Consider the following 22715-nt stretch of genomic DNA (forward strand, 5'->3'; position numbering starts at 1 on the left):
TCAAGCCTCCTCTCGGTCACTGTCAGTATTCGTGCCGCCACTGACAATCAGCTCCCGCTCGGTGCGGGACCGCCTGCGCGGTACGGGTGCCAGGTGCTGGCCGGGCTTGGGCGGTACGGGGAATCCGCCCGCCAGCGGGTCGAAGGGCTCGGTGTCGTGCACGGCCTCCGCGGCCGCCGCCTTCTCCCGCTTGTCGCGGAAGACGTCCGCGACGAAGGAGAGGAGCAGGATCGCCACGACGGCGCCGCCGACGTAGAGGACGATCTCGCTGAAGTCGTACGCCTCGTTGCGCAGCGCCCGGACGGTGGCCACCAGCATCAGCCAGACCACCGAGACCGGGATCAGTACCTTCCAGCCGAGCTTCATCAGCTGGTCGTAGCGCACACGCGGCAGCGTGCCGCGCAGCCAGATGAAGAAGAACAGCAGCAGCTGCACCTTGAGGACGAACCAGAGCATCGGCCACCAGCCGTGGTTCGCGCCCTCCCAGAAGGAGCTGATCGGGTACGGGGCCCGCCAGCCGCCCAGGAAGAGGGTGACCGAGACCGCCGAGACGGTGACCATGTTGACGTACTCCGCCAGCATGAACAGCGCGAACTTGATGGACGAGTACTCGGTGTTGAAGCCGCCGACCAGGTCGCCCTCGGACTCCGGCATGTCGAAGGGGGCGCGGTTCGTCTCGCCGACCATCGTGACGACGTAGATGATGAAGGACACCGGCAGCAGCACGATGAACCAGCGGTCCTCCTGGGCCTCCACGATCGCCGAGGTCGACATCGACCCGGAGTAGAGGAAGACCGAGGCGAAGGCCGCGCCCATCGCGATCTCGTAGGAGATCATCTGCGCGCAGGAGCGCAGGCCGCCGAGGAGCGGGTAGGTCGAGCCGGAGGACCAGCCGGCCAGCACGATGCCGTAGATGCCGACCGAGGCCACCGCGAGGATGTAGAGCATCGCGATGGGCAGGTCGGTCAGCTGCATCGTGGTGCGCTGGCCGAAGATGGAGACCTCGTCGTCGGGCGGCCCGAAGGGGATCACCGCGATGGCCATGAAGGCCGGGATCGCCGCGATGATCGGGGCGAGGACGTAGATGACCTTGTCGGCCCGCTTGACGATCAGGTCTTCCTTGAGCATCAGCTTCACGCCGTCGGCGAGCGACTGGAGCATGCCCCAGGGGCCGTGCCGGTTCGGGCCGATGCGCAGCTGCATCCAGGCGACGACCTTGCGCTCCCACACGATGGAGAAGAGCACCGTCACCATCAGGAAGGCGAAGCAGAAGACCGCCTTGAGGAGGACGAGCCACCAGACGTCCCGGCCGAACAGGGACAGGTCCTCGGCAGCGAGTTGAACGGTGTTCACGCGCCCACCTCCGCAGTGGTGTCGCCTGCGCCGGCCGGGGTCGCCGGGCCGATGCGTACGAGGGTGCCCGGGCGGGCGCCGGCGTCGGCGAGGACGCCGGAGCCGGTGGAGTTCAGCGGGAGCCAGACCACGCGGTCGGGCATCTCGGTGATCCGGAGCGGGAGTTCCACGGAACCGGCCGGGCCGGTGACCGCGAGGGCGTCGCCGTCCTTGACGCCGGTCTCGGCGGCCGTGGCGGCCGAGAGCCGGGCGCTCGCCTCGTGCCGGGTGCCGGCCAGGGCGTCGTCGCCCTCCTGGAGCCGGCCGAGGTCGAGGAGCAGCCGGTGGCCCGCGAGGACCGCCTCGCCGGCGCCCGGGCGGGGCAGCGGCACGGTGTCCGCGCCCTGCTCGGCGGCCCGCTCCCCGGCCCACGGGCCGAGCCGGTCCAGCTCCCGGCGTACGGCGTGTACGTCGGGCAGCGAGATCGGCCGGTCGGCCGCGTCGGCCAGCATGTGCAGCACGCGGGCGTCGGCCGGGGCGAGCCGGCGGGTCATCTGGTCGGGCTTGAGCGCGGCCTCGAACGGCCGGACCCTGCCCTCCCAGTTGATGAAGGCACCGGCCTTCTCGGCCACCGCGGCGACCGGGAGGACCACGTCCGCATGGTCGGTGACCTCGCTGGGCCGCAGCTCCAGGGAGACCACGAAGGCCTCCTGCAGGGCGGTCCGTGCGCGGGCCGGGTCCGGCAGGTCGGCGACCTCGACGCCCGCGATCAGCAGGGCGGAGAGCTCCCCGGTCGCCGCGGCCTCGATGATCTGGCCGGTGTCGCGGCCGTAGCGGTGCGGGAGTTCGTCCAGGCCCCAGGCGGTGGCGACCTCGTCGCGGGCCCGCGGGTCGGTGGCCGGACGGCCCCCCGGCAGCAGGGTCGGCAGCGCGCCCGCCTCGACGGCGGCCCGCTCACCGGCCCGGCGCGGGATCCACACCAGGGTGGCTCCGGTGACGCCGGCGGCCCGTACGGCGGCGGTCAGCGCGCCCGGCACGCCGGCGAGGCGCTCCCCGACGAGGATGACCGAGCCGGGCAGCCGCAGCGCCTCGGCGGCTTCGGCGCCCCCGGTCTCCAGTCCGGTCCGGGAGGCCAGCGCGTCGAGCCACTCGGGCTCGGTGCCGGGGGCGGCGGCCAGCAGGGTGCCGCCGGTCTTGTCCAGGCCGCGGGTGGCGAAGGGGGCGACGGAGAAGGTCCGCTGCTTGTGCTTGCGGTGGGCCTTGCGCAGTCGCAGGAAGACGCCGGGGGCCTCCTCCTCCGCCTCGATGCCGACGAGCAGCACCGCGGGGGCCGCCTCCAGGGCGGTGTACGAGAGCCACCGGCCGCCGAGGTCGACCCCGTACCCGGCGACCTCCGAGGCCAGGAACTCGGCCTCCTCGGCGCTGTGCACGCGGGCCCGGAAATCGATGTCGTTGGTGTCGAGCACCACCCGGGCGAACTTGGCGTACGCGTAGGCGTCCTCGACGGGGAGCCGGCCGCCGGTCAGCACCCCGGCCCGGCCGCGCGCTGCGGCGAGGCCGTTCGCCGCCGCCTCCAGGGCCTCGGGCCAGCTCGCCGGCTCCAGCTGCCCGGCGGCATTGCGCACCAGCGGCGTGGTCAGCCGGTCCGGGCGCTGCGCGTAGCGGAACCCGAAGCGGCCCTTGTCGCAGATCCACTCCTCGTTGACCTCGGGGTCCTCGGCGGCGAGCCGGCGCAGCACCTTGCCGCGGCGGTGGTCGGTGCGGGTCGCGCAGCCGCCCGCGCAGTGCTCGCACACGCTCGGGGAGGAGACCAGGTCGAAGGGGCGGGAGCGGAACCGGTAGGCGGCCGAGGTGAGGGCGCCGACCGGGCAGATCTGGATGGTGTTGCCGGAGAAGTACGACTCGAAGGGGTCGCCCTCGCCGGTGCCGACCTGCTGGAGCGCGCCGCGTTCCAGCAGCTCGATCATCGGGTCGCCGGCGATCTCGTTGGAGAAGCGGGTGCAGCGCGCGCACAGCACGCACCGCTCGCGGTCCAGCAGCACCTGGGTGGAGATCGGGACCGGCTTCTCGTAGGTGCGCTTCTTGCCCTCGAACCGGGATTCGGCGTTGCCGTGCGACATCGCCTGGTTCTGCAGCGGGCACTCGCCGCCCTTGTCGCAGACCGGGCAGTCCAGTGGGTGGTTGATGAGCAGCAGCTCCATCACACCGCGCTGGGACTTGTCGGCGACCTCGGAGGTCAGCTGGGTCTTGACGACCATGCCGTCGGTGCAGGTGATGGTGCAGGAGGCCATCGGCTTGCGCTGGCCCTCGACCTCGACGATGCACTGGCGGCAGGCGCCGGCCGGCGAGAGCAGGGGGTGATCGCAGAACCGGGGGATCTCGATGCCGAGCTGTTCGGCGGCCCGGATGACGAGGGTGCCCTTGGGCACCGACAGTTCGACCCCGTCGATGGTCAGCGAGACGGTGTTCTCCGGTGGAACCGCCGCTCCGCCCCCGGAGGCCGCTGGAGTGGTGACGGTCATGCGTTCACCTCCGTGTCGGCCCAGAGGGTCGACTTCCTGGGGTCGAAGGGGCAGCCCTTGCCCGTGATGTGCTGCTCGTACTCCTCGCGGAAGTACTTGAGCGAGGAGAAGATCGGGCTGGCCGCGCCGTCGCCGAGCGCGCAGAAGGACTTGCCGTTGATGTTGTCGGCGATGTCGTTCAGCTTGTCGAGGTCGGACATGACGCCCTTGCCGGCCTCGATGTCGCGCAGCAACTGGACCAGCCAGTAGGTGCCTTCGCGGCACGGCGTGCACTTGCCGCAGGACTCGTGGGCGTAGAACTCGGTCCACCGGGTGACGGCCCGCACCACGCAGGTCGTCTCGTCGAAGCACTGGAGGGCCTTGGTGCCGAGCATCGAGCCGGCGGCGCCCACCCCCTCGTAGTCCAGCGGGACGTCGAGGTGCTCGTCGGTGAACATCGGGGTGGAGGAGCCGCCGGGGGTCCAGAACTTCAGCCGGTGTCCGGGGCGCATGCCGCCGCTCATGTCGAGGAGCTGGCGCAGGGTGATGCCCAGCGGGGCCTCGTACTGGCCGGGTCCGACGACGTGACCGGAGAGCGAGTACAGCGTGAAGCCGGGGGACTTCTCGGTCCCCATCGACTTGAACCAGTCCTTGCCCTTGTTCAGGATCGCGGGAACCGAGGCGATGGACTCGACGTTGTTCACGACAGTGGGGCAGGCGTAGAGCCCCTCGACCGCGGGGAAGGGGGGACGCAGCCGGGGCTGACCGCGTCGGCCTTCGAGGGAGTCGAGCAGCGCCGTCTCCTCGCCGCAGATGTACGCGCCCGCGCCCGCGTGCACCGTGACGTCGAGGTTGCGCCCGGTGCCGTCGATGTCCTTGCCGAGGTATCCGGCCGCGTACGCCTCGCGCACGGCCTCGTGCAGGCGCCGCAGGACGGGCACCGTCTCGCCGCGCAGGTAGATGAAGGCGTGCTCCGAGCGGATCGCGTAGCAGGCGATGATCATTCCCTCGATGAGGGAGTGCGGGTTGGCGAAGAGGAGGGGGATGTCCTTGCAGGTTCCCGGCTCCGACTCGTCCGCGTTCACGACGAGGTAGTGCGGCTTTCCGTCGCCCTGCGGGATGAACTGCCACTTCATGCCGGTGGGGAAGCCCGCGCCGCCGCGGCCGCGCAGACCCGAGTCCTTGACGTACGCGATGAGGTCGTCCGGGGTCATGGCGAGCGCCTTGCGCAGGCCCTCGTACCCCTCGTGACGCCGGTAGGTCTCCAGCGTCCACGACCGCGGCTCGTCCCAGAAGGAGGACAGCACGGGGGCGAGGAGCTTCTCCGGACTCGTCCCGCCCCCGGCCTCCGGCCGGGAGGTACCCCCGTTGCTCAGCTCGGAAGACACGGACATCACTCCCCTCCCTCGGCGGTGGCCTCGCCACGCGGATGGACGATCGAGGTGTGCGCGGACTCGCCGCGCGCGATGCGCAGCCCGATCAGCGAGGCGGGTCCGGCGCCGCCGGTCGCCTCGACCGCGCCCTCCCGCTCGTCCGGGAAGCCGGCCAGGATCCGGGCGGTTTCCTTGTAGGTGCACAGCGGCGCGCCCCGGGTCGGGGAGACCTCGCGGCCGGCCAGCAGGTCGTCGACCATGGCCTTGGCGGATTCGGGGGTCTGGTTGTCGAAGAACTCCCAGTTGACCATCACCACCGGGGCGTAGTCGCAGGCCGCGTTGCACTCGATGTGTTCGAGGGTGACCTTGCCGTCGGGGGTGGTCTCGTTGTTGCCGACCCCGAGGTGCTCCTTGAGCTCCTCGAAGATGGCGTCGCCGCCCATCACCGCGCACAGGGTGTTCGTACAGACGCCGACCTGGTAGTCGCCGGAGGGCCGCCGCCGGTACATCGTGTAGAAGGTCGCCACCGCCGTGACCTCGGCGGTGGTCAGGCCCAGCACCTCCGCGCAGAAGCGGATGCCGGTGCGCGAGACGTACCCCTCCTGCGACTGGGTCAGGTGCAGCAGCGGCAGCAGCGCGGAGCGGCTGTCGGGGTAGCGCGCGATGACTTCCTTGGCGTCGGCTTCGAGGCGCTCGCGTACCTCCGCCGGAAAGTCGGGGGCCGGCAGCTGGGGCATGCCCAGCGAGACCCCTTGGTTCGAAGGACTGGCGGTCATCGGTCGACGCCTCCCATCACGGGGTCGATGGAGGCGACGGCGACGATGACGTCGGCGACCTGGCCGCCCTCGCACATCGCGGCCATGGCCTGCAGGTTGGTGAAGGACGGGTCGCGGAAGTGGACCCGGTAGGGGCGGGTGCCGCCGTCGGAGACCATGTGGACGCCGAGCTCGCCCTTGGGGGACTCGACGGCCGCGTACGCCTGGCCGGCCGGTACCCGGAAGCCCTCGGTCACCAGCTTGAAGTGGTGGATGAGGGCCTCCATGGAGGTGCCCATGATGTTCCTGATGTGGTCGAGCGAGTTACCGAGGCCGTCGGGGCCCATCGCCAGCTGCGCCGGCCACGCGATCTTCTTGTCGGCGACCATCACCGGTCCCGGCTCCAGGCGCTCCAGGCACTGCTCGACGATCCGCAGCGACTGGCGCATCTCCTCCAGGCGGATCAGGAACCGCCCGTAGGAGTCGCAGGTCTCCGTGGTCGGTACGTCGAACTCGTAGTTCTCGTAGCCGCAGTACGGGTCCGACTTGCGCAGGTCGTGCGGGAGGCCGGCGGAGCGCAGGATCGGGCCGGTGGCGCCGAGCGCCATGCAGCCGGTGAGGTCGAGGTAGCCGACGTCCTGCATGCGGGCCTTGAAGATGGGGTTGCCGGTGGCGAGCTTGTCGTACTCCGGCAGGTTCTTCTTCATCGTCTTCACGAACTCGCGCAGCTGGTCGACGGCGCCCGGGGGCAGGTCCTGGGCGAGGCCGCCGGGGCGGACGAACGCGTGGTTCATGCGCAGTCCGGTGATCAGCTCGAAGATGTCGAGGATCAGCTCGCGGTCGCGGAAGCCGTAGATCATGATCGTGGTCGCGCCCAGCTCCATGCCGCCGGTGGCGATGCACACCAGGTGGGAGGAGATCCGGTTGAGCTCCATCAGCAGGACGCGGACGACGGTGGCGCGGTCCGGGATCTGGTCGGTGATGCCGAGCAGCCTCTCGACGCCGAGGCAGTACGCCGTCTCGTTGAAGAACGGCGTCAGGTAGTCCATGCGCGTCACGAAGGTGGTGCCCTGCGTCCAGTTCCGGAATTCGAGGTTCTTCTCGATGCCGGTGTGCAGGTAGCCGATACCGCAGCGGGCCTCGGTGACCGTCTCGCCGTCGATCTCCAGGATCAGGCGCAGCACTCCGTGGGTGGACGGGTGCTGCGGACCCATGTTGACGACGATCCGCTCGTCGTCGGCCCTGGCCGCGGACTGGACGATCTCGTCCCAGTCGCCGCCGGTGACGGTGTAGACGGTGCCCTCGGTCGTCTCGCGCGCGGAGGCGTGGTCGGCGGAGGCGTGGTTTGACGTGGACATCAGCTGTACGACCTCCGCTGGTCGGGAGCCGGGATCTGGGCGCCCTTGTACTCGACGGGGATGCCGCCGAGCGGGTAGTCCTTGCGCTGCGGGAAGCCCTGCCAGTCGTCCGGCATCATGATCCGGGTGAGGGCCGGGTGCCCGTCGAAGATCAGGCCGAAGAAGTCGTACGTCTCGCGCTCGTGCCAGTCGTTGGTCGGATAGACCGCGACGAGCGAGGGGACGTGCGGGTCGCTGTCCGGGACGGACACCTCCAGCCGCAGGATCCGGCCGTGCGTGAGCGAGCGCAGGTGGTAGACGGCGTGCAGCTCGCGGCCCTTGTCCCCGGGGAAGTGCACGCCGGAGACGCCGGTGCAGAGCTCGAAGCGCAGGGCCGGGTCGTCGCGCAGGACCTGCGCGACCCGGACAAGGTGCTCGCGGGCGATGTGGAAAGTGAGCTCGCCGCGGTCGACGACCGTCTTCTCGATCGCGTTCCCGGGGACCAGGTCCTGCTCCTCCAGGGCGCCTTCGAGCTCGTCGGCCACCTCGTCGAAGTAGGAGCCGTACGGCCGGCTCGTCGCGCCGGGCATGGCCACGGTCCGCACCAGGCCGCCGTAGCCGCTGGTGTCCCCGCCGCCCTCGGCGCCGAACATGCCCTTGCGGACACCGATCACCTCGGGGCCCTGGGCGCGCGGCGCGGGGACGTTGCTGCCGTTCTCCGGCTCTTGGGTCTCGCTCACCGGAGCAGCCCCTTCATCTCGATCGTGGGGAGGGCCTTGAGGGCCGCCTCCTCCGCCTCACGGGCCGCCTCTTCCCGGTTCACGCCGAGCTTGGAGCCCTGGATCTTCTGGTGGAGCTTGAGGATCGCGTCCAACAGCATCTCGGGGCGGGGCGGGCAGCCGGGGAGATAGATGTCCACCGGGACGATGTGATCGACGCCCTGGACAATCGCGTAGTTATTGAACATTCCGCCCGACGATGCACAAACACCCATGGAGATGACCCACTTGGGAGCGGGCATCTGGTCGTACACCTGCCGCAGCACCGGCGCCATCTTCTGACTGACCCGCCCGGCCACGATCATCAGATCGGCCTGGCGCGGGGAGCCGCGGAAGACCTCCATGCCGAAGCGGGCCAGGTCGTACCGGCCCGCTCCGGTGGTCATCATCTCGATGGCGCAGCAGGCCAGGCCGAAGGTCGCCGGGAAGACGGACGACTTGCGCACCCACCCCGCGGCCTGTTCGACGGTGGTCAGCAGAAAGCCGCTCGGCAGCTTCTCTTCCAGTCCCATGGAAATTCAGCCCCTCAGTCCCATTCCAGGCCGCCGCGGCGCCACACGTAGGCGTAGGCGACGAAGACGGTGAGCACGAAGAGCAGCATCTCGACGAGCCCGAAGATCCCCAGGGAGTCGAAGGTGACGGCCCAGGGGTAGAGGAAGACAACCTCGATGTCGAAGACGATGAAGAGCATCGCCGTCAGGTAGTACTTGATCGGGAAGCGGCCACCGCCGGCCGGCATCGGCGTCGGCTCGATGCCGCACTCGTAGGCTTCGAGCTTTGCCCGGTTGTACCGTTTTGGGCCGATCAGCGTGGCCATGACCACGGAGAAGATCGCAAACCCTGCGCCGAGGGCGCCGAGCACGAGGATGGGCGCGTACGCATTCACGCTCCTCGCTCCTTCCAGTCGTCCTTGACCGTTGGACCGCTGCCGGCGCCGCGTGCACCGCCTCGGGTAGATCACGCCTTCGATCAAGCGCTTGCATGTGAGGCAGTTCACAAGCCGGACTGGTGCGCATCTTATGCCCGCTCGTCTGTGATCTGCGACACGGGTTGCAACACCGAGTTTGTGATCTCCACCACCTGACGAACGATCATGAAGTCCGATGAGTGGTGATCTTCATACGCGAAGCATCCACATGATCACCAAAGGTGACATCCAGGCCCGTTACCGCAGGTAGAGGGCGGCTTGCCCTATCAAACGATTCCCTGTGCAGGCAAATTGGCAACGGGGGTGTGGTGGTGGTAAAGGGATCGCCGTCGCTCGGTCGGGGGATCCCCTGTGTACGGAGGTGGACGCGGGGCAGACGCGAGGGGTGCGGGGGTGGACGGCGGGGCGGACGAGGGGGCCGATGCCGGACGGACGGGAGCGTCCGGCGGCCGCGTGCGGGACCGGGCGAGTGCGTGCATCCGTTCACGAACCTCTCGGCCCGTTCACAGGAAGGTCACGGGAGGGGCACAGCGTCCACATCGCGTGATCTCGCTGTGACCTGCGCCACTCTGAATCGACGCTTCCGAAAGAGGGCTTGGCCATCTGTGCGGAGTGATGGTAGGTCAGAGCGCATTTAGGACTTAATACCGATACCCCATGATCACAGCCCTGTGATGGCCTGTCCGTTTCGCCCGTTACGGCGTCAATAAGAAGCGAGAGGCGCCCGGTTAGCGGCCTTCGCGCGCAACTGTGGCGCAACCCACGTTTCTTGAAGGGAACCCGGACGCCCTGATAGCGGTTGTCCTCATGTCCCACACCGCTCACATACCCAGCCACCGGAAGCCCCGCCGCAGCGCCTCGAAGCTCGCGGTCCGCGCCGGAGTTGCCGGTGGCGTCCTCAGCACCCTGGCCATGGCCGGCACCGCGAGCGCGTCCCCGTCCGCCGAGCCCGTGGCCGAGACGACGCTCGAAATGCCGGTCCTCAACATGGACCTGGGCGCCGAGGTCTCCTCCGCCGTCACCGTGGCCGCCGAGAACACCCGCTTCGCGGCCATCGAGGGCGAACTGACCGCCCAGGAGGAGAGCGCCCGCACCGGCGCCGCCGCCGAGGCGAAGCAGGCCAAGGAAGAGGCCCAGAAGAAGGCCGACGCCGAGAAGAAGGCGAAGGAGGAGGCCGACCGCAAGGCCGAGGCCGAGCGCTCCAGCCGCAGCTCCGACCGCAGCTCCGACCGCACCACGCTGAAGAGCGCCTCCGCCCCGCAGGGCACCGGCACCGTCTCCGCCCCGGCCACCGGCTCCGCCGCGGCCATCGTCAACTTCGCCCGCGCGCAGGTCGGCAAGGCGTACGTGATGGGCGGCACCGGTCCGTCCTCGTTCGACTGCTCCGGTCTCGTCCAGGCCGCCTACCGCCAGGCCGGCATCAGCCTGCCGCGCATGTCCCAGGCCCAGTCCTCGGCCGGCACCTCGGTGTCGCTGAACGCCCTTCAGCCGGGCGACATCCTGTACTGGGGCTCCAAGGGCAGCGCCTACCACGTCGCGATCTACGTCGGCGGCGGCAAGTTCGTCGGCGCGCAGAACCCCAGCACCGGCATCGTCGAGCGCAACCTGAGCTACGACAAGCCGACGGGCGCCGTCCGCGTCCTCTGAGCACCGCCGCTCGGTTCAGGGCAGCTGAACATGTGAACGCCTGAACACGGCCGAGGGCCGGTACTCCCCCGCTCGGGGGTGGAGTACCGGCCCTGGGGCCGTTCTTCGCGTTCTCGCGGCTCCGTGCGCCCCTAGCGGCCCAGGGAGGCCGCCAGCTTGAAGCGGGCCTCGCGCTGCCTCTTGTAGAGCGCCAGCGTCTCGGCGTGCTCCTCGACGAGCCTTTCCTGGTAGGCCTTCTCGACCGCGCCCCAGATCCCGACGAGGTTGACCTCGCGCTTGCACGCGACGTCCGCCCCGGCCGCCGTCACGGCCTTCGGGCCGCCCTTGTCGTTCTCCAGGCCCAGCTTCTCGACGACGTCGTACGGCGATTCGATGCCGGTGTATCCCGACTTGTCCATGCAGGACGACCATTTCTTGAGGGCGTCGACGACCCGGGAGTCCTGACGGGAGCGGTCGTGCGCCTCCGAGGCCAGTTCGAACGTGAAGAGCAGGTCCACGCTGTCCTTCGTCGGTGCGTACAGCTTGCGGTACCCCTCCCGCCCGCACCCGCCTGCCGGCACCTTCTGCCCGGCCGTCGTCAGACCGCTGTCGACAGCCGCGGCCTCCTCCTCGGTGTTCGCGTCGGGAATCCTTCCGCCCTGCGTTCCGGACTGCTCGCCCGTCATCACGACGTACGCACTGTCGCTCAGCGGCGGTGCCTGCGGCTTGGCCGGTGTCCCCTCGCCGGCGGTCTTGTCGTACCCGTGGGCCGCCGCGAACTGCGGATCGGCCAGGCCGAAGAGGTAGCGGTGGCGGTCCTCGGCCCCGGTGGCGGGGGGCTCGGCCGATCTCACGCCCTCGTAGGTGAACCCGTACCGGGCCATGCACCGGGAGACCAGGTTCTGCTGGACTTGGCCCATCCGGATCCTTTCGGCCTCGGTGTCCGTGTATGCGTCCATCGGGAGGGAAAGGGCGGCCGTCGCGGGGTTCACCTCGACGGGGCCGAGCTCCGGTTCACCGGCCCCGGCGCCGTCGGTCCCGGCACAGCCGGCCAGGAGAACGGCCGCCATCAGAAGGGCGGCCGGAGCGGCGGCGGGCCGGCGGCGCCGGGAGGTGTGCATGGTGTGGAGCTCCTTCTGCCGGATCCGGATTACGGGTGGAGGGTGTACTTGGCCGAGCTGATCTTGTTCTTGAACTTGTCCGAGGCGTTGCCCGCGTAGTTCGACGGGATCTCTCCGACGTTGCCGCCCAAGTCCTTGTCGGTACCGACCTTCCAGGCGTAGATGTCCCGGTTCCGGTACGACTCGGTGGTGTCGTTGATCCAGGAGCCGCTGGCCGAGCAGGACCCCTGGTACTTGTCGTCGCTGAAGTTCAGGTCATTCGTCACCAGGTCGAAGACACAGCCCGATTGGTTCTGCCAGTAGTAAAGCCCGAACTCCTGGTTCTCCAGATTTCCGTCGCGCGCCCAGGCGGCCGCGGGGCCCGCAGTTCCCAGCAGAATGGCACCGACCGAAACGGCCGCGGCGCAGCCGGACGCCAGCTTGCGCATTGCGTTGTCCATCACTCTTGCCTCGCTCTTCGGGTGAAAGTCGGAGTGTGTCGGGCAGGGCGGTTCACGCCTTTCCGCCCGGCGGGGATTCAACAGCGAACCTTTGCGCCAGAACAAGTCTTTTCTCAGCTGATGGACAGTCATTTCTGTTGTCCGACAGGTAACTTGCCCCCGCAGGGCACAGCTATCTACTATCTGGCGGCGCGCACCTCCCCCACCCTGAAACGGATGCGCAAAATCCACTCCTACCGCCTCAAGGGAACCCGTCGTGCATGCAAGGTATTTGACCGCCCTGCTCGTCCTGTGCATTTCTCTGACGGGATGTGGCGGCGGAGACGGAGAACCTGTGGCAAGTGACAGTCCGCCGCCCACGGCGGAGGAAATCGCCTACCACGATTGCCTGAAGAAGCAGGGTGTGGCGATTGTTTATACGGATTACGGGGCTCCGCGCGTCGACAAGTCGAAGCCCTGGAACGAGGAGGCGCACAAGGCCTGCGAGCCACTGCTGCCGCCCCCGGCGAAACCCCAGCCTGCCGATCCCGCGCAGGTGACCGCCGCGCAGAAGGAGTCCGCGTGCCTGCGGGCCGAGGGCGTCTCCTGGTACCCCGACCCGGACCCGGTCACCGCCCAGATCGACGAGCGCAGGGGCACTCCCGAGCAGTGGACCGCCCTCAAGCGCGACCACATCGACGCGTTGAAGAAGTGCCGGCCGGAGAGATGAGCGAACCGGAGCAGGTCGTGGAGCACACCGAGGCCCTGTCCCCCGAGGCCCCCGAGGCTCCCGACGACCACTGCGGCGATCGCGGCGGGCCGGCGCGCGGCCGGCGCGTGGTGCTCGCGGTCGTCGGCGGGGCCGCGCTGATGGCGGTCGGCGGACTGCTGGCCACCGCCCTGGTGAAGTCCCCGGCGCAGGTGGCCGCGGAGACCGGGCCGCCCGCACAGGGGGCCCTGATCGCCGAGGTCGAGCGGCGGGTGCTCGCCCGGACCGTGGTGATGCGCGGGACCGTGACCGCCGACCAGAGCGTCGCCGTGTCCCCGCAGGGCATGCGCTCCGGTGAGGGCACGGGGGCCGCGGTGGTGACCAAACTTCCGCTGAAGGCCGGGGACCCGGTCGCGGCGGGGCGGCTGATCGCCGAGGTGTCCGGGCGGCCCGTGTTCACCCTGCACGGCGCGCAGCCGATGTACCGCGATCTGAGGCCCGGGGCCACCGGCGACGACGTGACGCAGCTGCAGCAGGCGCTGCGCGAGCTCGGGCACGGCACCGGCACCGACGCGAAGGGCGTCTTCGGGGCCGGTACGAAGGCCGCGCTCGCGGCCCGCTACCGGGCCATCGGGTACGAGCCGCTGCCCGCGGTCGCCGACGGGGGCGCGGCGCTCAAGTCGGCGCGGGAGGCCGTACGGTCCGCGACCTGGGCCGTGGAGGACGCGAGCGGCCCGGTCGGCGCGTCCGCGGAGCCCGGATCCGGCAAGGGCGGGGCGACGGCCACCCCGAGCCCCGCCGCGGGCTCCGGCACCGGCACGGGCTCCGGCACCGGCACCGGACCGGGCTCCGGCTCCGGCCGGGAGCTGGCGCGGGCCCGGGAGGCGCTCGGCGAGGCCCGGGCCGCGCTCGCGGCGGCCGAGGCCGCGGACGGGCCGATGCTGCCCGCCGCCGAGACCGTGTTCCTGGGTTCCTTCCCGGCCCGCGTCAGTTCCGTCGGCGCCCGCGCGGGCTCCCCCGTCTCCGGGCCGGTGCTCACGCTCTCCGCCGGGGAACTCGTCGTGGAGGCCTACCTCAAGGATGACAAGCGGCAGCTGCTGCGTGCCGGCATGGCCGTGGTGATCTCCTCCGAGGTCTCCGGCACCGATGCCCGTGGCAAGGTGGCGCTCGTCGCCACCGAGCGGACCGCCGCACAGCCCGCCGGCGGGCTCCCGCAGCAGGGCCAGGGCCAGGGCCAGGACTCCAAGGGCGGTGGGGGCGGCGGGGGCGGCGCCGACCTCGGCTACCGGATGGTGGTCCGCGCCGACCAGCCGCTGCCCGCCGGCTTCGCCGGGCAGGACGTCCGGCTGACCATCGAGTCCGCGGCCACCGACGGCGCGGCCCTCGTCGTCCCGGTCACCGCCGTCTCGGCGGGCACGGACGGGCGTACGGTCGTCACCGCCGTGTCCGCCGAAGGCATCCAGCGGCGCGTCGAGGTGCGCACCGGCACCAGCGGCGACGGCTACGTGGCCGTCACCCCGGCCCGGCCGGGCGCACTGGCCGCCGGGACCAGAGTGGTGATCGGCGCCGCGCCGCGGAAGACCCCGGGGAAGTCCCAGTGAGGCTCCTGCGGCGGCAGTCGAGGCAGGACCCGCAGCCGTCCGACGAAGGCGACAGCCCCGTGATCGAACTCCGCGGGGTCGGTCTCACCTACCCCGGGCCGCCGCCCGTCGAGGCCCTGCACCCCTGCGACCTGACCGTCCGGCGCGGCGAGTTCATCACCGTCGTCGGCCCTTCCGGCTCAGGGAAGTCCACCTTCCTCAACGTCGCCGGGCTGCTCGACTCCCCCACCAGCGGCCGGTACCTCCTCGACGGGATCGACACCGCCGCACTCCCCGACCGGGAGCGCACCGCCCTGCGCGGCCGCCGGATCGGCTTCGTCTTCCAGTCCTTCCACCTGCTGCCCCACCGGTCCGCCCTGGAGAACGTCGCCCTCGCCATGCTCTACACCGGCATCCCCCGCGCCCAGCGCCTCGTACGTGCCCGCGCGGCTCTGGACCAGGTCGGTCTCGGACACCGGACCGGCGCCGTGCCCGGCCGGCTGTCGGGCGGCGAGCGCCAGCGGGTGGCCATCGCCCGCGCCCTGGTCGGGCGCCCCTCGCTGCTGCTGTGCGACGAACCCACCGGCAATCTCGACTCCGCCAACGCCGCGTCCGTCCTCGGGCTGCTGGACGACCTGCACGGGGCCGGGATGACCGTCCTCGTCATCACGCACGACCCCGAGGTGGCCCGGCGCGGGCACCGGACCGTCACCATCCGCGACGGACGGCTCCACCCGTGAGCGCCACGCCGCCGAGTGCCGTCGCACCGACCCGGCTGTCCGTACGCGACGCCCTGGCCGAGGCGGTCGCCGGCATGCTGCGCCGCCCCGGCCGGGCCGTGCTCACCGCCCTCGGCACCGTCCTCGGCGTCGGCAGTTTCGTCGCCGTCCTCGGCCTCACCGCCACCATCTCCGCCCAGATCGACGGCCGGTTCAACGTCCTGACCGCCACCGAGGTCAGCGTCGAGGACGTCGCCGCCCAGCAGAACGAGTTCGCCGGGCCCGGCTTCCCCGCCGATGCCGAGCAGCGGCTGCGCGCCGTCGCCGGGATCGAGCACGCCGGGGTGCTGTGGACGGTGCGGCTCGACTCCCGGACCACGGTCGGCCCGCTGCCGTCCGGGGCCGGCGACCCCGCCACCGGCACGGCCGTCGTCGCCGCCTCCCCCGGGGCCGTCGCCGCCCTCGTACCCACCCTCCAGCAGGGACGGCTCTACGACGACTTCGCCGAGCGCGGCCACGAGCGCGTGGTCGTCATCGGCAGCGGGCTCGCCGCCCGCCTCGGGATCACCACCCTGGCCACCCGGCCCGCCCTGTACATCGGCCAGGAGCCCTTCACCGTGGCGGGGATCGTCGCCGACCTCGAACGCCGGCCCGAGCACCTGATGTCGGTCCTCGTGCCGCGCGCCACCGCCGAGCAGCTCTGGGGGCCGCCGGCGCCCGGAGCCGCGAGCGTGCTGATCGCCACCGAACTCGGCGCCGCCCGGCAGGTCGCCGACCTGGCCCCGCTCGCGCTGCGCCCCGACCACCCCGAGTACCTCAAGGCCGTCCCGCCACCCGATCCGCGGATGCTGCGCTCCGGTGTCACCGCCGACCTGAGCGCGCTCTTCCTGCTGCTGGCCGGGATCTGCCTGGTCATCGGTGCGGTCGGGATCGCGAACACCACCCTGGTCGCCGTACTGGAACGGACCGGCGAGATCGGGCTGCGGCGGGCGCTCGGCGCCCGGGGGCGGCACGTCTCGGCCCAGTTCCTCACCGAGTCCGCGGCCCTCGGAGCGCTCGGCGGCCTGGTCGGGACCTCGCTGGGCGAAATGACCGTGGTCGGGGTCTGCCTCGTCCGGGACTGGACCCCGGTGATCCACCCGGTCACCGTGGCCGCGGCCCCGCTCACCGGCCTGGTCACCGGGCTGCTCGCCGGCCTCTATCCCGCCTGGCGGGCGGCCCGTGTCGAACCGGCCGAGGCCCTGCGAAGATAGCGGGGAAGACAACGGGGAAGACAACGGGCGCCAGTGCGCCCGACCGTCCCCAGGAGGTGGTGGTCCCGTGAACCCGAAGTCGTACGAGTCCCACGGCGCCGGTGACCCCACCGCGGTCCCGGCGGCGCTCGGCCTCGGTCTGCTGGCCGTCGGCGGCTGGCTGCTGACCACCGCCCGCCCCTGGCACAAGCCCGGCCACCCGCTCACGCTGGGGCTGGGCTGGACCGCCTCGGGAGTCCTGCTGCTGTGCGGCCTGGTCCTGCTGGCACGGTGCGTGCGTACCGTCCACGGCAGCCCGGAGGCCCCTGCCCCTTCGGGCCCGGAAGCCGGAGCGGGGGCCCCGGCGGACACCGGTACGGACGGCTGACCGGGCGGGCCGGCGCCCATCAGGACGCCGCCCGCCGTCATCCGGCTCAGGCCTTCGGGGCCACCTTCGAGAGGCCGTTGATGATGCGGTCCATCGCGTCGCCGCCCGTCGGGTCGGTCAGGTTGGCCAGCATCTTCAGGGTGAACCGCATCAGCACCGGGTGGGTCAGGCCGCGCTGGGCGGCGATCTTCATGACCTTCGGGTTGCCGATCAGCTTCACGAAGGCGCGGCCCAGCGTGTAGTAGCCGCCGTAGGTCTCCTTGAGCACCTTCGGGTAGTTGTGCAGCGCCAGTTCGCGCTGCGCCGGGGTGGCGCGGGCCTGGGCCTGCACGATGACGTCGGCCGCGATCCGGCCCGACTCCATGGCGTAGGCGATGCCCTCGCCGTTGAACGGGTTGACGAGCCCGCCCGCGTCGCCGACCAGTAGCAGGCCCTTGGTGTAGTGCGGCTGCCGGTTGAAGGCCATCGGCAGGGCCGCGCCGCGGATCGGCTGCGTCATGTTCTCGGGGGTGTAGCCCCAGTCCGCGGGCATCGAGGCGCACCAGGCCTTCAGGACCTCGCGCCAGTCCAGCTCCTTGAAGGCGGAGGAGGAGTTCAGGATGCCGAGGCCGACGTTGGAGGTGCCGTCGCCCATGCCGAAGATCCAGCCGTAGCCGGGCAGCAGCCGGTCCTGCGCGCCGCGCCGGTCCCACAGCTCCAGCCAGGACTCCAGGTAGTCGTCGTCGTGCCGCGGCGAGGTGAAGTACGTCCGTACGGCCACGCCCATCGGGCGGTCCTCGCGCCGGTGCAGCCCCATCGCCAGGGACAGCCGGGAGGAGTTGCCGTCGGCGGCGACGACCAGCGGGGCGTGGAAGGTGACCGGGGTCTTCTCCTCGCCCAGCTTCGCCTGCACGCCGGTGATGTGGCCGGTGCGCGCGTCGCGCACGGGCTCGCCGACGGTGCAGCGCTCGTACAGCCGGGCGCCGGCCTTCTGCGCCTGGCGGGCCAGGGTCTCGTCGAAGTCGTCGCGCTTGCGGACGAGTCCGTAGTCCGGGTAGGAGGCGAGTTCCGGCCAGTCCAGCTGGAGCCGCTGCCCGCCGCCGATGATCCGCAGACCCTTGTTCCGCAGCCAGCCGGCCTCTTCGGAGATGTCGATGCCCATCGCCACCAGCTGCTTGGTGGCGCGCGGGGTCAGGCCGTCGCCGCAGACCTTCTCGCGCGGGAACGCCGTCTTCTCCAGCAGCAGGACGTCCAATCCGGCCTTGGCGAGGTAGTAGGCGGTGGTCGAGCCGGCGGGCCCGGCCCCGACGACGATCACGTCCGCGGAGTGTTCGGAGAGGAGCTCGGTCACTGCGGGGTCTCCCGAAGGCTCGATAAAGGGTGCCAGGCGGCACCGGACATGTGCAGTCTATGCAGCGAGAGAGATCACGATCCGAAGGGTGCCTCCGATGACCACCTCGCAGACCCGGCCACTTCCCGCCGTACAGCTCCGCGTGCCCACGGACGAGGACGCGCACGCCTGGCACTCGGTCTTCGCCGACCCCGACGTCATGGAGTTCCTCGGCGGTCCCGCGGAACTGTCCGCGTACGAGGAGATCACCGCGCGCCAGCGCATGCACGACGCCCAGCTCGGCTACTGCCTGTGGACCCTGCTCGACGGGCAGGGCGCGGTGATCGGCTTCACCGGCGCCCAGCCGTGGCCCCGGGAGAAGGGGTGGGGGCCGGTCGGCGAGATCGAGATCGGCTGGCGGCTGGGCCGCTCCGCGTGGGGCCAGGGCTACGCGTACGCCGCTGCGCTGGCCACGCTGGAACGGGTCCGGGCGGCCGGCCTGACCCGGGTGGTCGCGATGATCGACGCCCGCAACGACCGCTCGGTGGCGGTCGCGGAACGCCTGTGCATGGTGCTGGCCGAGGAGTTCACCACCCCGGCGGGCAACCGCGCCCGCCGCTACGAACTCGCACTGTAGAACGGAAGGGAGCGGTCCGTGTCCTGCGGCGACTCCGGTTCTCGGGGGGCGGCCCGAGACGGCCTAGAACACGGACAGGCCCGTCAGGGTCGTGAACCGGTCCAGTGCCGCCACGCCCGCCACCGAGTTGCCCCGGGCGTCCAGGCCCGGGCTCCACACCGCGAGGACGCACTGGCCCGGGACGACCGCGACGATGCCCCCGCCGACGCCGCTCTTGCCCGGCAGGCCGACGCGGTACGCGAACTCGCCCGCCGCGTCGTACGTCCCGCAGGTCAGCATCACCGCGTTGATCTGCTTGGCCTCGCTGCGCGTCAGCAGCCGCGAGCCGTCCGCCCGGAGCCCGTGCCGCGCCAGGAAGCGCCCGGCACGGGCCAGGTCGGCGCAGCTCATCTCGATGGAGCACTGCCAGAAGTAGTGCTCCAGCAGCGCGGGCACCGGGTTGTCGATGTTCCCGTACGAGGCCATGAAGTGGGCGACGGCGGCGTTGCGGTCGCCGTGCTCCTGCTCGGAGGCCGCGACCTCGGCGTCGAAGCCTATGTCCGGGTTCCGGCTCTCCTGCCGCAGGAACTCCAGCAGTTCGCTGCTCGCGTCGCCCGTCAGCGTCTGGAGCCGGTCGGTCACCACGAGGGCGCCCGCGTTGATGAATGGATTGCGTGGAATGCCGTTTTCGTACTCCAGCTGCACGAGCGAGTTGAACGGGTTGCCGGAGGGCTCCCGGCCGACCCGCTCCCACAGGCTGTCGCCGCCCTCGGCCAGGGCCAGGGCCAGCGCGAAGACCTTGGTGATGGACTGCGCGGAGAAGGGAACCTGCCAGTCCCCGACCCCGAAGACGTTGCCGTCGAGGTCGGCGATGGCCATCCCGAACTGCCGCGGGTCCACGGCGGCGAGCGCGGGGATGTACTCGGCCGGGGTGCCACTGCCCCTCAACGGGGCGATGTCGGCCGCGATCCGCTCCAGCAGGGGCCCGTAATCCGTGGGCGCGACGTCCGGCACGGCAGTCAGCCCTTGGTGCCCCGGTGCAGCGCGACGATGCCGCCGCTGAGGTTGCGCCAGGCCACCTTGGACCAGCCGGCCTTCTGCAGCAGGGCGGCCAGCGCCGGCTGGTCCGGCCATTCGCGGATGGACTCGGCGAGGTAGACGTACGGGTCGGGGTCGGACACCACCGTGCGGGCCACCGGCGGCAGCGCGCGCATCAGGTACTCCATGTAGACCGTCCGGAACGGCGCCCAGGTGGGCTGCGAGAACTCGCAGATGATGACCTGCCCGCCGGGCTTCGTCACCCGGTACAGCTCGCGCAGCGCGGCGTCGGTGTCCTGGACGTTGCGCAGCCCGAAGGAGATCGTGACGGTGTCGAAGGCGTCGTCCTTGAACGGCAGCTTCGTCGCGTCACCGGCGGTCAGCGGCAGCCAGGAGTGCTTCTTCTTGCCCTCCATGAGCATGCCCAGGGAGAAGTCGCAGGGGACCACGTACGCGCCGGTGGCGGCGAAGGGCAGCGAGGAGGTCGCGGTTCCGGCGGCCAGGTCGAGGACCGTGTGACCGGGGCGCGCGCCGACCGCCTTGGCGACCTCCTTGCGCCACATCCGGGCCTGACCCAGCGAGATGACGTCGTTGGTGAGGTCGTATTTCTCCGCGATGCCGTCGAACATGGAGGCGACTTCGTGCGGCTGCTTGTCCAGGGAAGCCCTTGTCACTGGCGTTCGCCCCTCGGTGTGCGATGCGGATCGGCGGGTACGCACCCATCCTCTCAGGCCGCGCCCCCGCCGGGCCGCAGGGGCTCCACGGCTACCCGCTGTGACCGCCGGGGGGTGGATGTCGGAAACTGTTCCGAAGGACAGTTACGCCGCGCACCCGCGGACACGTTGACTGACAGGGTGCGGCCCGGTGAGGGTCACCCACCGGAACGGCACCCGAATCGTGGCCGGTCCGGCAGTGGCCGCCGCGAACAGAAAGCTTCACGATGCCGGCAGGCCATTCCACCGGTCGCTCCAGCCGCAGCGGCCCGCGCGCCAAGCGCCGGGCCGAGCGGCGCAAGCGGCTGCGGCGCACGATCCTCCTCGGCTCGGCGGCACTGGTCGTGGTCTCGGCGACCGCGTACACGCTGATGCCCGGGGACGACGGCGCGAAAACCACCGCGGGCCGGACCGCGGCCCAGCCGGACCCGACGGACGCGCAGTCCGCCGACGGCGATGGGAATGCGGTCCCGCAGGGCGGCCAGAAGCCCCCCTCCCCCCAGCCCTCCGCCTCGCCCTCGGTGCAGCCCAAGGGCTCGCCCTCGCCGCAGCCCTCCGCGACGGCCGCCCGGCCGGGTGTCTTCAAGGCCTCCGGCACCGCAGGCAACGCGCAGGGCAAGGGGCCCGCACGCCGCTGGCGGATCGAGGTCGAGGAGGGCAGCGGAGTCGACCCGGAGTCGGCCGCCCGCTCGGTCGAGGCGATCCTCGGGGATCCGCGCGGCTGGACCAAGGACCCGAAGTACGGCTTCCAGCTCGTCGGGGCGGGCCAGCCGGTCGATTTCACCATCAAGATCGCGACGCCCAAGACCACCGACCTCCTGTGCGACGTGGTCACGCCCGAGCTCATCGGCGAGACCAACTGCAGCTCGGGGCACACCGTCGTGGTCAACCTCAAGCGCTGGCAGGAGGGTTCGCCGCAGTTCAGCGGCTCGCCCGAGGAGTACCGGGCGCTGATCATCAACCACGAGGTCGGACACGAGCTCGGCCGCGGCCACGAGTCGTGCCCGGGTCCGGGCCAGCCCGCTCCCGCGATGATGCAACAGATCAAGGGGCTGCTCGGCTGCAAGTCCAACGCCTGGCCGTACGACTCGAATGGAACCTACCTGTCCGGTCCATCCGTCCTATAGGGCGAGAGGCGGCTCAAGGACGGGCGCCCGGGGGCGAGGAGAAACCGTGCGCGTCGTCAGCTTCAGCGTCCCCGCGTGGTTTCCCTCGTACGAGGAGCCGGGCGCGCAGGAGCAGGCGCCGCCCGAGGACGCGTCGAGCGGGGACAGACCGGCGACCGAGCGCCCGACCACGGACCGGACCCTGACGGACCCGACCGCCACGGACCGCCCGGCCTCGGACCGGGCCGCCGACGCCCAGCTGACCGAGCAGGAGTCGGCGGTGTTCCTGTGCCTGGCCACCGGCGCCTCCAACCGGGAACTCGCCGTCGAGCTGCAACTCTCGGTCAGCACGGTCAAGTTCCACGTCGTGAACATACGGGCCAAGCTGGGCGGCATCAGCCGCCTCCAGGCCTGCCTGCTGGCCGCGCTCGCCCGGGAGGACACCCTGCGCACCGCCGGCTCCGGACCCTGCGCGCGGACCGGGCTCAGCGACGGCGGTGGAGCAGCCGCCCGCCGATGACCGTGGCCACGCACGTGGTCGCGCCCTGCTCCAGCAGCTCGGCCTCGTCCGCCACCGCGAAGGCCGAGAAGCGCGCCGGAACCCCCGCCTCCAGAATGCCGTGGAAGGCCTCCGCCGCCGCGCCCCGCCCGGCGAACGGATCCAGCGCGGGCAGCCCCTCGTAGGCCACCGGTGCCAGGATGGCGAGCCCGGACCGGGACACCGCCGTGCGCACCGCCGGGATCGTGAAGCGGCCGCAGACCGCCACCACCCCGCGGGCCAGGAGCCGCTGCGTGCCCCGCCGGGCGCTGTTGCCCCACCGCGGCTCGGTCATCTTCAGCGCCTCCAGCGCCGCCTCGCCCCTGATCGGGTCGGCGCCGAGCTCGGTGACCTCGTACGGATCGTCCGGGTAGTACGTCCGCTCCAGCAGCTCGTCCGCCCCGCGCACGACCAGCCCCGGGGTGATCACCCCGGGCCAGCGCCGGGTCCGGGCGTGCGGGTGGCCCGCGGCGACCTCCTCGTACGGGCCGACGCGGGCTATCCGGTCGCCGTCGACGAGGACCGCGCCGCCCGGCAGCGGCGCGGACCCCGGCCCGGGGACCAGGAGTTCGGCGGTGTGCAGCGTCAGCATCGGT

23 protein-coding genes are annotated in these 22715 nt (G+C 71.3%); 9 read left to right on the forward strand and 14 right to left on the reverse strand.

Going from position 1 to position 22715, the window contains the following annotated elements; translation table 11 throughout:
* From nuoH to IE257_RS20935, 8 genes are read right to left on the reverse strand one after another with little or no spacing between them, the layout of a single operon-like run.
* Window positions 1-1353, reverse strand: a complete 1353-nt coding sequence (gene nuoH / locus IE257_RS20900) for an NADH-quinone oxidoreductase subunit NuoH (RefSeq protein WP_189970752.1) — start codon at window positions 1351-1353, stop codon at window positions 1-3.
* On the reverse strand, window positions 1350-3854 hold the full coding sequence (locus IE257_RS20905) for an NADH-quinone oxidoreductase subunit G (protein WP_189970754.1): 2505 nt from the start codon (window positions 3852-3854) through the stop codon (window positions 1350-1352). The genes nuoH and IE257_RS20905 overlap by 4 nt, the downstream gene beginning before the upstream one ends.
* The gene (gene nuoF, locus IE257_RS20910; RefSeq protein WP_189970756.1) at window positions 3851-5227 is read right to left on the reverse strand and encodes an NADH-quinone oxidoreductase subunit NuoF; all 1377 of its coding nucleotides are present in this window, start codon (window positions 5225-5227) and stop codon (window positions 3851-3853) included. Before nuoF ends, IE257_RS20905 begins: the two co-directional genes overlap by 4 nt.
* Window positions 5227-5982, reverse strand: a complete 756-nt coding sequence (nuoE, locus tag IE257_RS20915) for an NADH-quinone oxidoreductase subunit NuoE (protein WP_189970758.1) — start codon at window positions 5980-5982, stop codon at window positions 5227-5229. The genes nuoF and nuoE overlap by 1 nt, the downstream gene beginning before the upstream one ends.
* Window positions 5979-7319, reverse strand: a complete 1341-nt coding sequence (locus tag IE257_RS20920; protein WP_189970760.1) for an NADH-quinone oxidoreductase subunit D — start codon at window positions 7317-7319, stop codon at window positions 5979-5981. The genes nuoE and IE257_RS20920 overlap by 4 nt, the downstream gene beginning before the upstream one ends.
* On the reverse strand, window positions 7319-8038 hold the full coding sequence (locus tag IE257_RS20925) for an NADH-quinone oxidoreductase subunit C (RefSeq protein ID WP_189970762.1): 720 nt from the start codon (window positions 8036-8038) through the stop codon (window positions 7319-7321). Before IE257_RS20925 ends, IE257_RS20920 begins: the two co-directional genes overlap by 1 nt.
* Complete coding sequence (locus IE257_RS20930; RefSeq protein ID WP_123079911.1) at window positions 8035-8589, reverse strand: NuoB/complex I 20 kDa subunit family protein; 555 nt, start codon at window positions 8587-8589, stop codon at window positions 8035-8037. The genes IE257_RS20925 and IE257_RS20930 overlap by 4 nt, the downstream gene beginning before the upstream one ends.
* A gap of 14 nt (window positions 8590-8603) precedes the next feature.
* Window positions 8604-8963 carry an NADH-quinone oxidoreductase subunit A gene (locus tag IE257_RS20935; RefSeq protein ID WP_030010013.1) on the reverse strand — a complete coding sequence of 120 codons (360 nt, stop codon included), beginning with the start codon at window positions 8961-8963 and terminating at the stop codon, window positions 8604-8606.
* 849 nt (window positions 8964-9812) lie between these two features.
* On the opposite strand from IE257_RS20935, the gene IE257_RS20940 reads away from it, so the two are divergent.
* Window positions 9813-10652 (forward strand): C40 family peptidase, encoded by an 840-nt coding sequence (locus IE257_RS20940; RefSeq protein WP_189970764.1) that lies wholly within the window; start codon window positions 9813-9815, stop codon window positions 10650-10652.
* 131 nt (window positions 10653-10783) lie between these two features.
* On the opposite strand, the gene IE257_RS20945 is transcribed toward IE257_RS20940, so the two are convergent.
* Both IE257_RS20945 and IE257_RS20950 read right to left on the reverse strand, forming a co-directional pair.
* Complete coding sequence (locus IE257_RS20945) at window positions 10784-11752, reverse strand: hypothetical protein (protein WP_189970766.1); 969 nt, start codon at window positions 11750-11752, stop codon at window positions 10784-10786.
* Between the two features lie 29 nt (window positions 11753-11781).
* The gene (locus IE257_RS20950) at window positions 11782-12192 is read right to left on the reverse strand and encodes a hypothetical protein (protein ID WP_189970767.1); all 411 of its coding nucleotides are present in this window, start codon (window positions 12190-12192) and stop codon (window positions 11782-11784) included.
* A 334-nt stretch (window positions 12193-12526) separates the two neighbouring features.
* Between IE257_RS20950 and IE257_RS20955 the strand changes: the two genes are divergently transcribed.
* The 5 genes from IE257_RS20955 (at window position 12527) to IE257_RS20975 (ending at window position 16799) form a co-directional block, all read left to right on the forward strand.
* On the forward strand, window positions 12527-12901 hold the full coding sequence (locus tag IE257_RS20955) for a hypothetical protein (protein WP_189970769.1): 375 nt from the start codon (window positions 12527-12529) through the stop codon (window positions 12899-12901).
* Window positions 12898-14481, forward strand: coding sequence for a peptidoglycan-binding protein (locus IE257_RS20960; RefSeq protein WP_229920539.1), 1584 nt, complete (start codon window positions 12898-12900; stop codon window positions 14479-14481). Before IE257_RS20955 ends, IE257_RS20960 begins: the two co-directional genes overlap by 4 nt.
* Entirely contained in the window at window positions 14478-15200 is a 723-nt protein-coding gene (locus IE257_RS20965) for an ABC transporter ATP-binding protein (RefSeq protein WP_229920540.1), read from the forward strand. Before IE257_RS20960 ends, IE257_RS20965 begins: the two co-directional genes overlap by 4 nt.
* Window positions 15197-16432 (forward strand): ABC transporter permease, encoded by a 1236-nt coding sequence (locus tag IE257_RS20970; protein WP_229920541.1) that lies wholly within the window; start codon window positions 15197-15199, stop codon window positions 16430-16432. Before IE257_RS20965 ends, IE257_RS20970 begins: the two co-directional genes overlap by 4 nt.
* 67 nt (window positions 16433-16499) lie before the next feature.
* Complete coding sequence (locus IE257_RS20975) at window positions 16500-16799, forward strand: hypothetical protein (protein WP_189970773.1); 300 nt, start codon at window positions 16500-16502, stop codon at window positions 16797-16799.
* 46 nt (window positions 16800-16845) lie between these two features.
* Here IE257_RS20975 and IE257_RS20980 read toward each other — a convergent pair whose 3' ends face one another.
* Window positions 16846-18129, reverse strand: coding sequence for a geranylgeranyl reductase family protein (locus IE257_RS20980; RefSeq protein ID WP_189970774.1), 1284 nt, complete (start codon window positions 18127-18129; stop codon window positions 16846-16848).
* Window positions 18130-18226: 97 nt separating this feature from the next.
* Between IE257_RS20980 and IE257_RS20985 the strand changes: the two genes are divergently transcribed.
* The gene (locus IE257_RS20985) at window positions 18227-18745 is read left to right on the forward strand and encodes a GNAT family N-acetyltransferase (protein WP_189970776.1); all 519 of its coding nucleotides are present in this window, start codon (window positions 18227-18229) and stop codon (window positions 18743-18745) included.
* A 63-nt stretch (window positions 18746-18808) separates the two neighbouring features.
* Here the strand turns inward: IE257_RS20985 and IE257_RS20990 are convergent, their stop codons facing one another.
* The gene (locus IE257_RS20990; RefSeq protein ID WP_245385410.1) at window positions 18809-19705 is read right to left on the reverse strand and encodes a glutaminase; all 897 of its coding nucleotides are present in this window, start codon (window positions 19703-19705) and stop codon (window positions 18809-18811) included.
* A 38-nt stretch (window positions 19706-19743) separates the two neighbouring features.
* Window positions 19744-20436, reverse strand: coding sequence for a demethylmenaquinone methyltransferase (locus IE257_RS20995; RefSeq protein WP_189970780.1), 693 nt, complete (start codon window positions 20434-20436; stop codon window positions 19744-19746).
* Window positions 20437-20702: 266 nt separating this feature from the next.
* Between IE257_RS20995 and IE257_RS21000 the strand changes: the two genes are divergently transcribed.
* Together IE257_RS21000 and IE257_RS21005 are read left to right on the forward strand one after the other, a co-directional pair.
* Window positions 20703-21602 (forward strand): DUF3152 domain-containing protein, encoded by a 900-nt coding sequence (locus tag IE257_RS21000; RefSeq protein WP_189970782.1) that lies wholly within the window; start codon window positions 20703-20705, stop codon window positions 21600-21602.
* Between the two features lie 46 nt (window positions 21603-21648).
* Window positions 21649-22101, forward strand: a complete 453-nt coding sequence (locus IE257_RS21005) for a LuxR C-terminal-related transcriptional regulator (protein ID WP_209468416.1) — start codon at window positions 21649-21651, stop codon at window positions 22099-22101.
* Here IE257_RS21005 and IE257_RS21010 read toward each other — a convergent pair.
* Complete coding sequence (locus IE257_RS21010; RefSeq protein ID WP_189970785.1) at window positions 22067-22711, reverse strand: imidazolonepropionase-like domain-containing protein; 645 nt, start codon at window positions 22709-22711, stop codon at window positions 22067-22069. The two genes, IE257_RS21005 and IE257_RS21010, sit on opposite strands and share 35 nt — an antisense overlap.
* Window positions 22712-22715: the final 4 nt, after the last annotated feature.

This window comes from Streptomyces avidinii (assembly GCF_014650695.1).
GTDB classification, from domain to species: domain Bacteria; phylum Actinomycetota; class Actinomycetes; order Streptomycetales; family Streptomycetaceae; genus Streptomyces; species Streptomyces avidinii.

Bases quoted from the DNA above. Each gene is read 5' to 3' on its own strand.
- IE257_RS20960 (WP_229920539.1), top strand. From the start codon at position 12,898: ATGAGCGAACCGGAGCAGGTCGTGGAGCACACCGAGGCCCTGTCCCCC.
- IE257_RS20940 (WP_189970764.1), top strand. From the start codon at position 9,813: ATGTCCCACACCGCTCACATACCCAGCCACCGGAAGCCCCGCCGCAGC.
- nuoE (WP_189970758.1), bottom strand. From the start codon at position 5,982: ATGACCGCCAGTCCTTCGAACCAAGGGGTCTCGCTGGGCATGCCCCAG.
- IE257_RS21000 (WP_189970782.1), top strand. From the start codon at position 20,703: ATGCCGGCAGGCCATTCCACCGGTCGCTCCAGCCGCAGCGGCCCGCGC.
- IE257_RS20930 (WP_123079911.1), bottom strand. From the start codon at position 8,589: ATGGGACTGGAAGAGAAGCTGCCGAGCGGCTTTCTGCTGACCACCGTC.
- nuoF (WP_189970756.1), bottom strand. From the start codon at position 5,227: ATGTCCGTGTCTTCCGAGCTGAGCAACGGGGGTACCTCCCGGCCGGAG.
- IE257_RS20945 (WP_189970766.1), bottom strand. From the start codon at position 11,752: ATGCACACCTCCCGGCGCCGCCGGCCCGCCGCCGCTCCGGCCGCCCTT.
- IE257_RS20905 (WP_189970754.1), bottom strand. From the start codon at position 3,854: ATGACCGTCACCACTCCAGCGGCCTCCGGGGGCGGAGCGGCGGTTCCA.
- IE257_RS21010 (WP_189970785.1), bottom strand. From the start codon at position 22,711: ATGCTGACGCTGCACACCGCCGAACTCCTGGTCCCCGGGCCGGGGTCC.
- IE257_RS20985 (WP_189970776.1), top strand. From the start codon at position 18,227: ATGACCACCTCGCAGACCCGGCCACTTCCCGCCGTACAGCTCCGCGTG.
- IE257_RS20950 (WP_189970767.1), bottom strand. From the start codon at position 12,192: ATGGACAACGCAATGCGCAAGCTGGCGTCCGGCTGCGCCGCGGCCGTT.
- IE257_RS20920 (WP_189970760.1), bottom strand. From the start codon at position 7,319: ATGTCCACGTCAAACCACGCCTCCGCCGACCACGCCTCCGCGCGCGAG.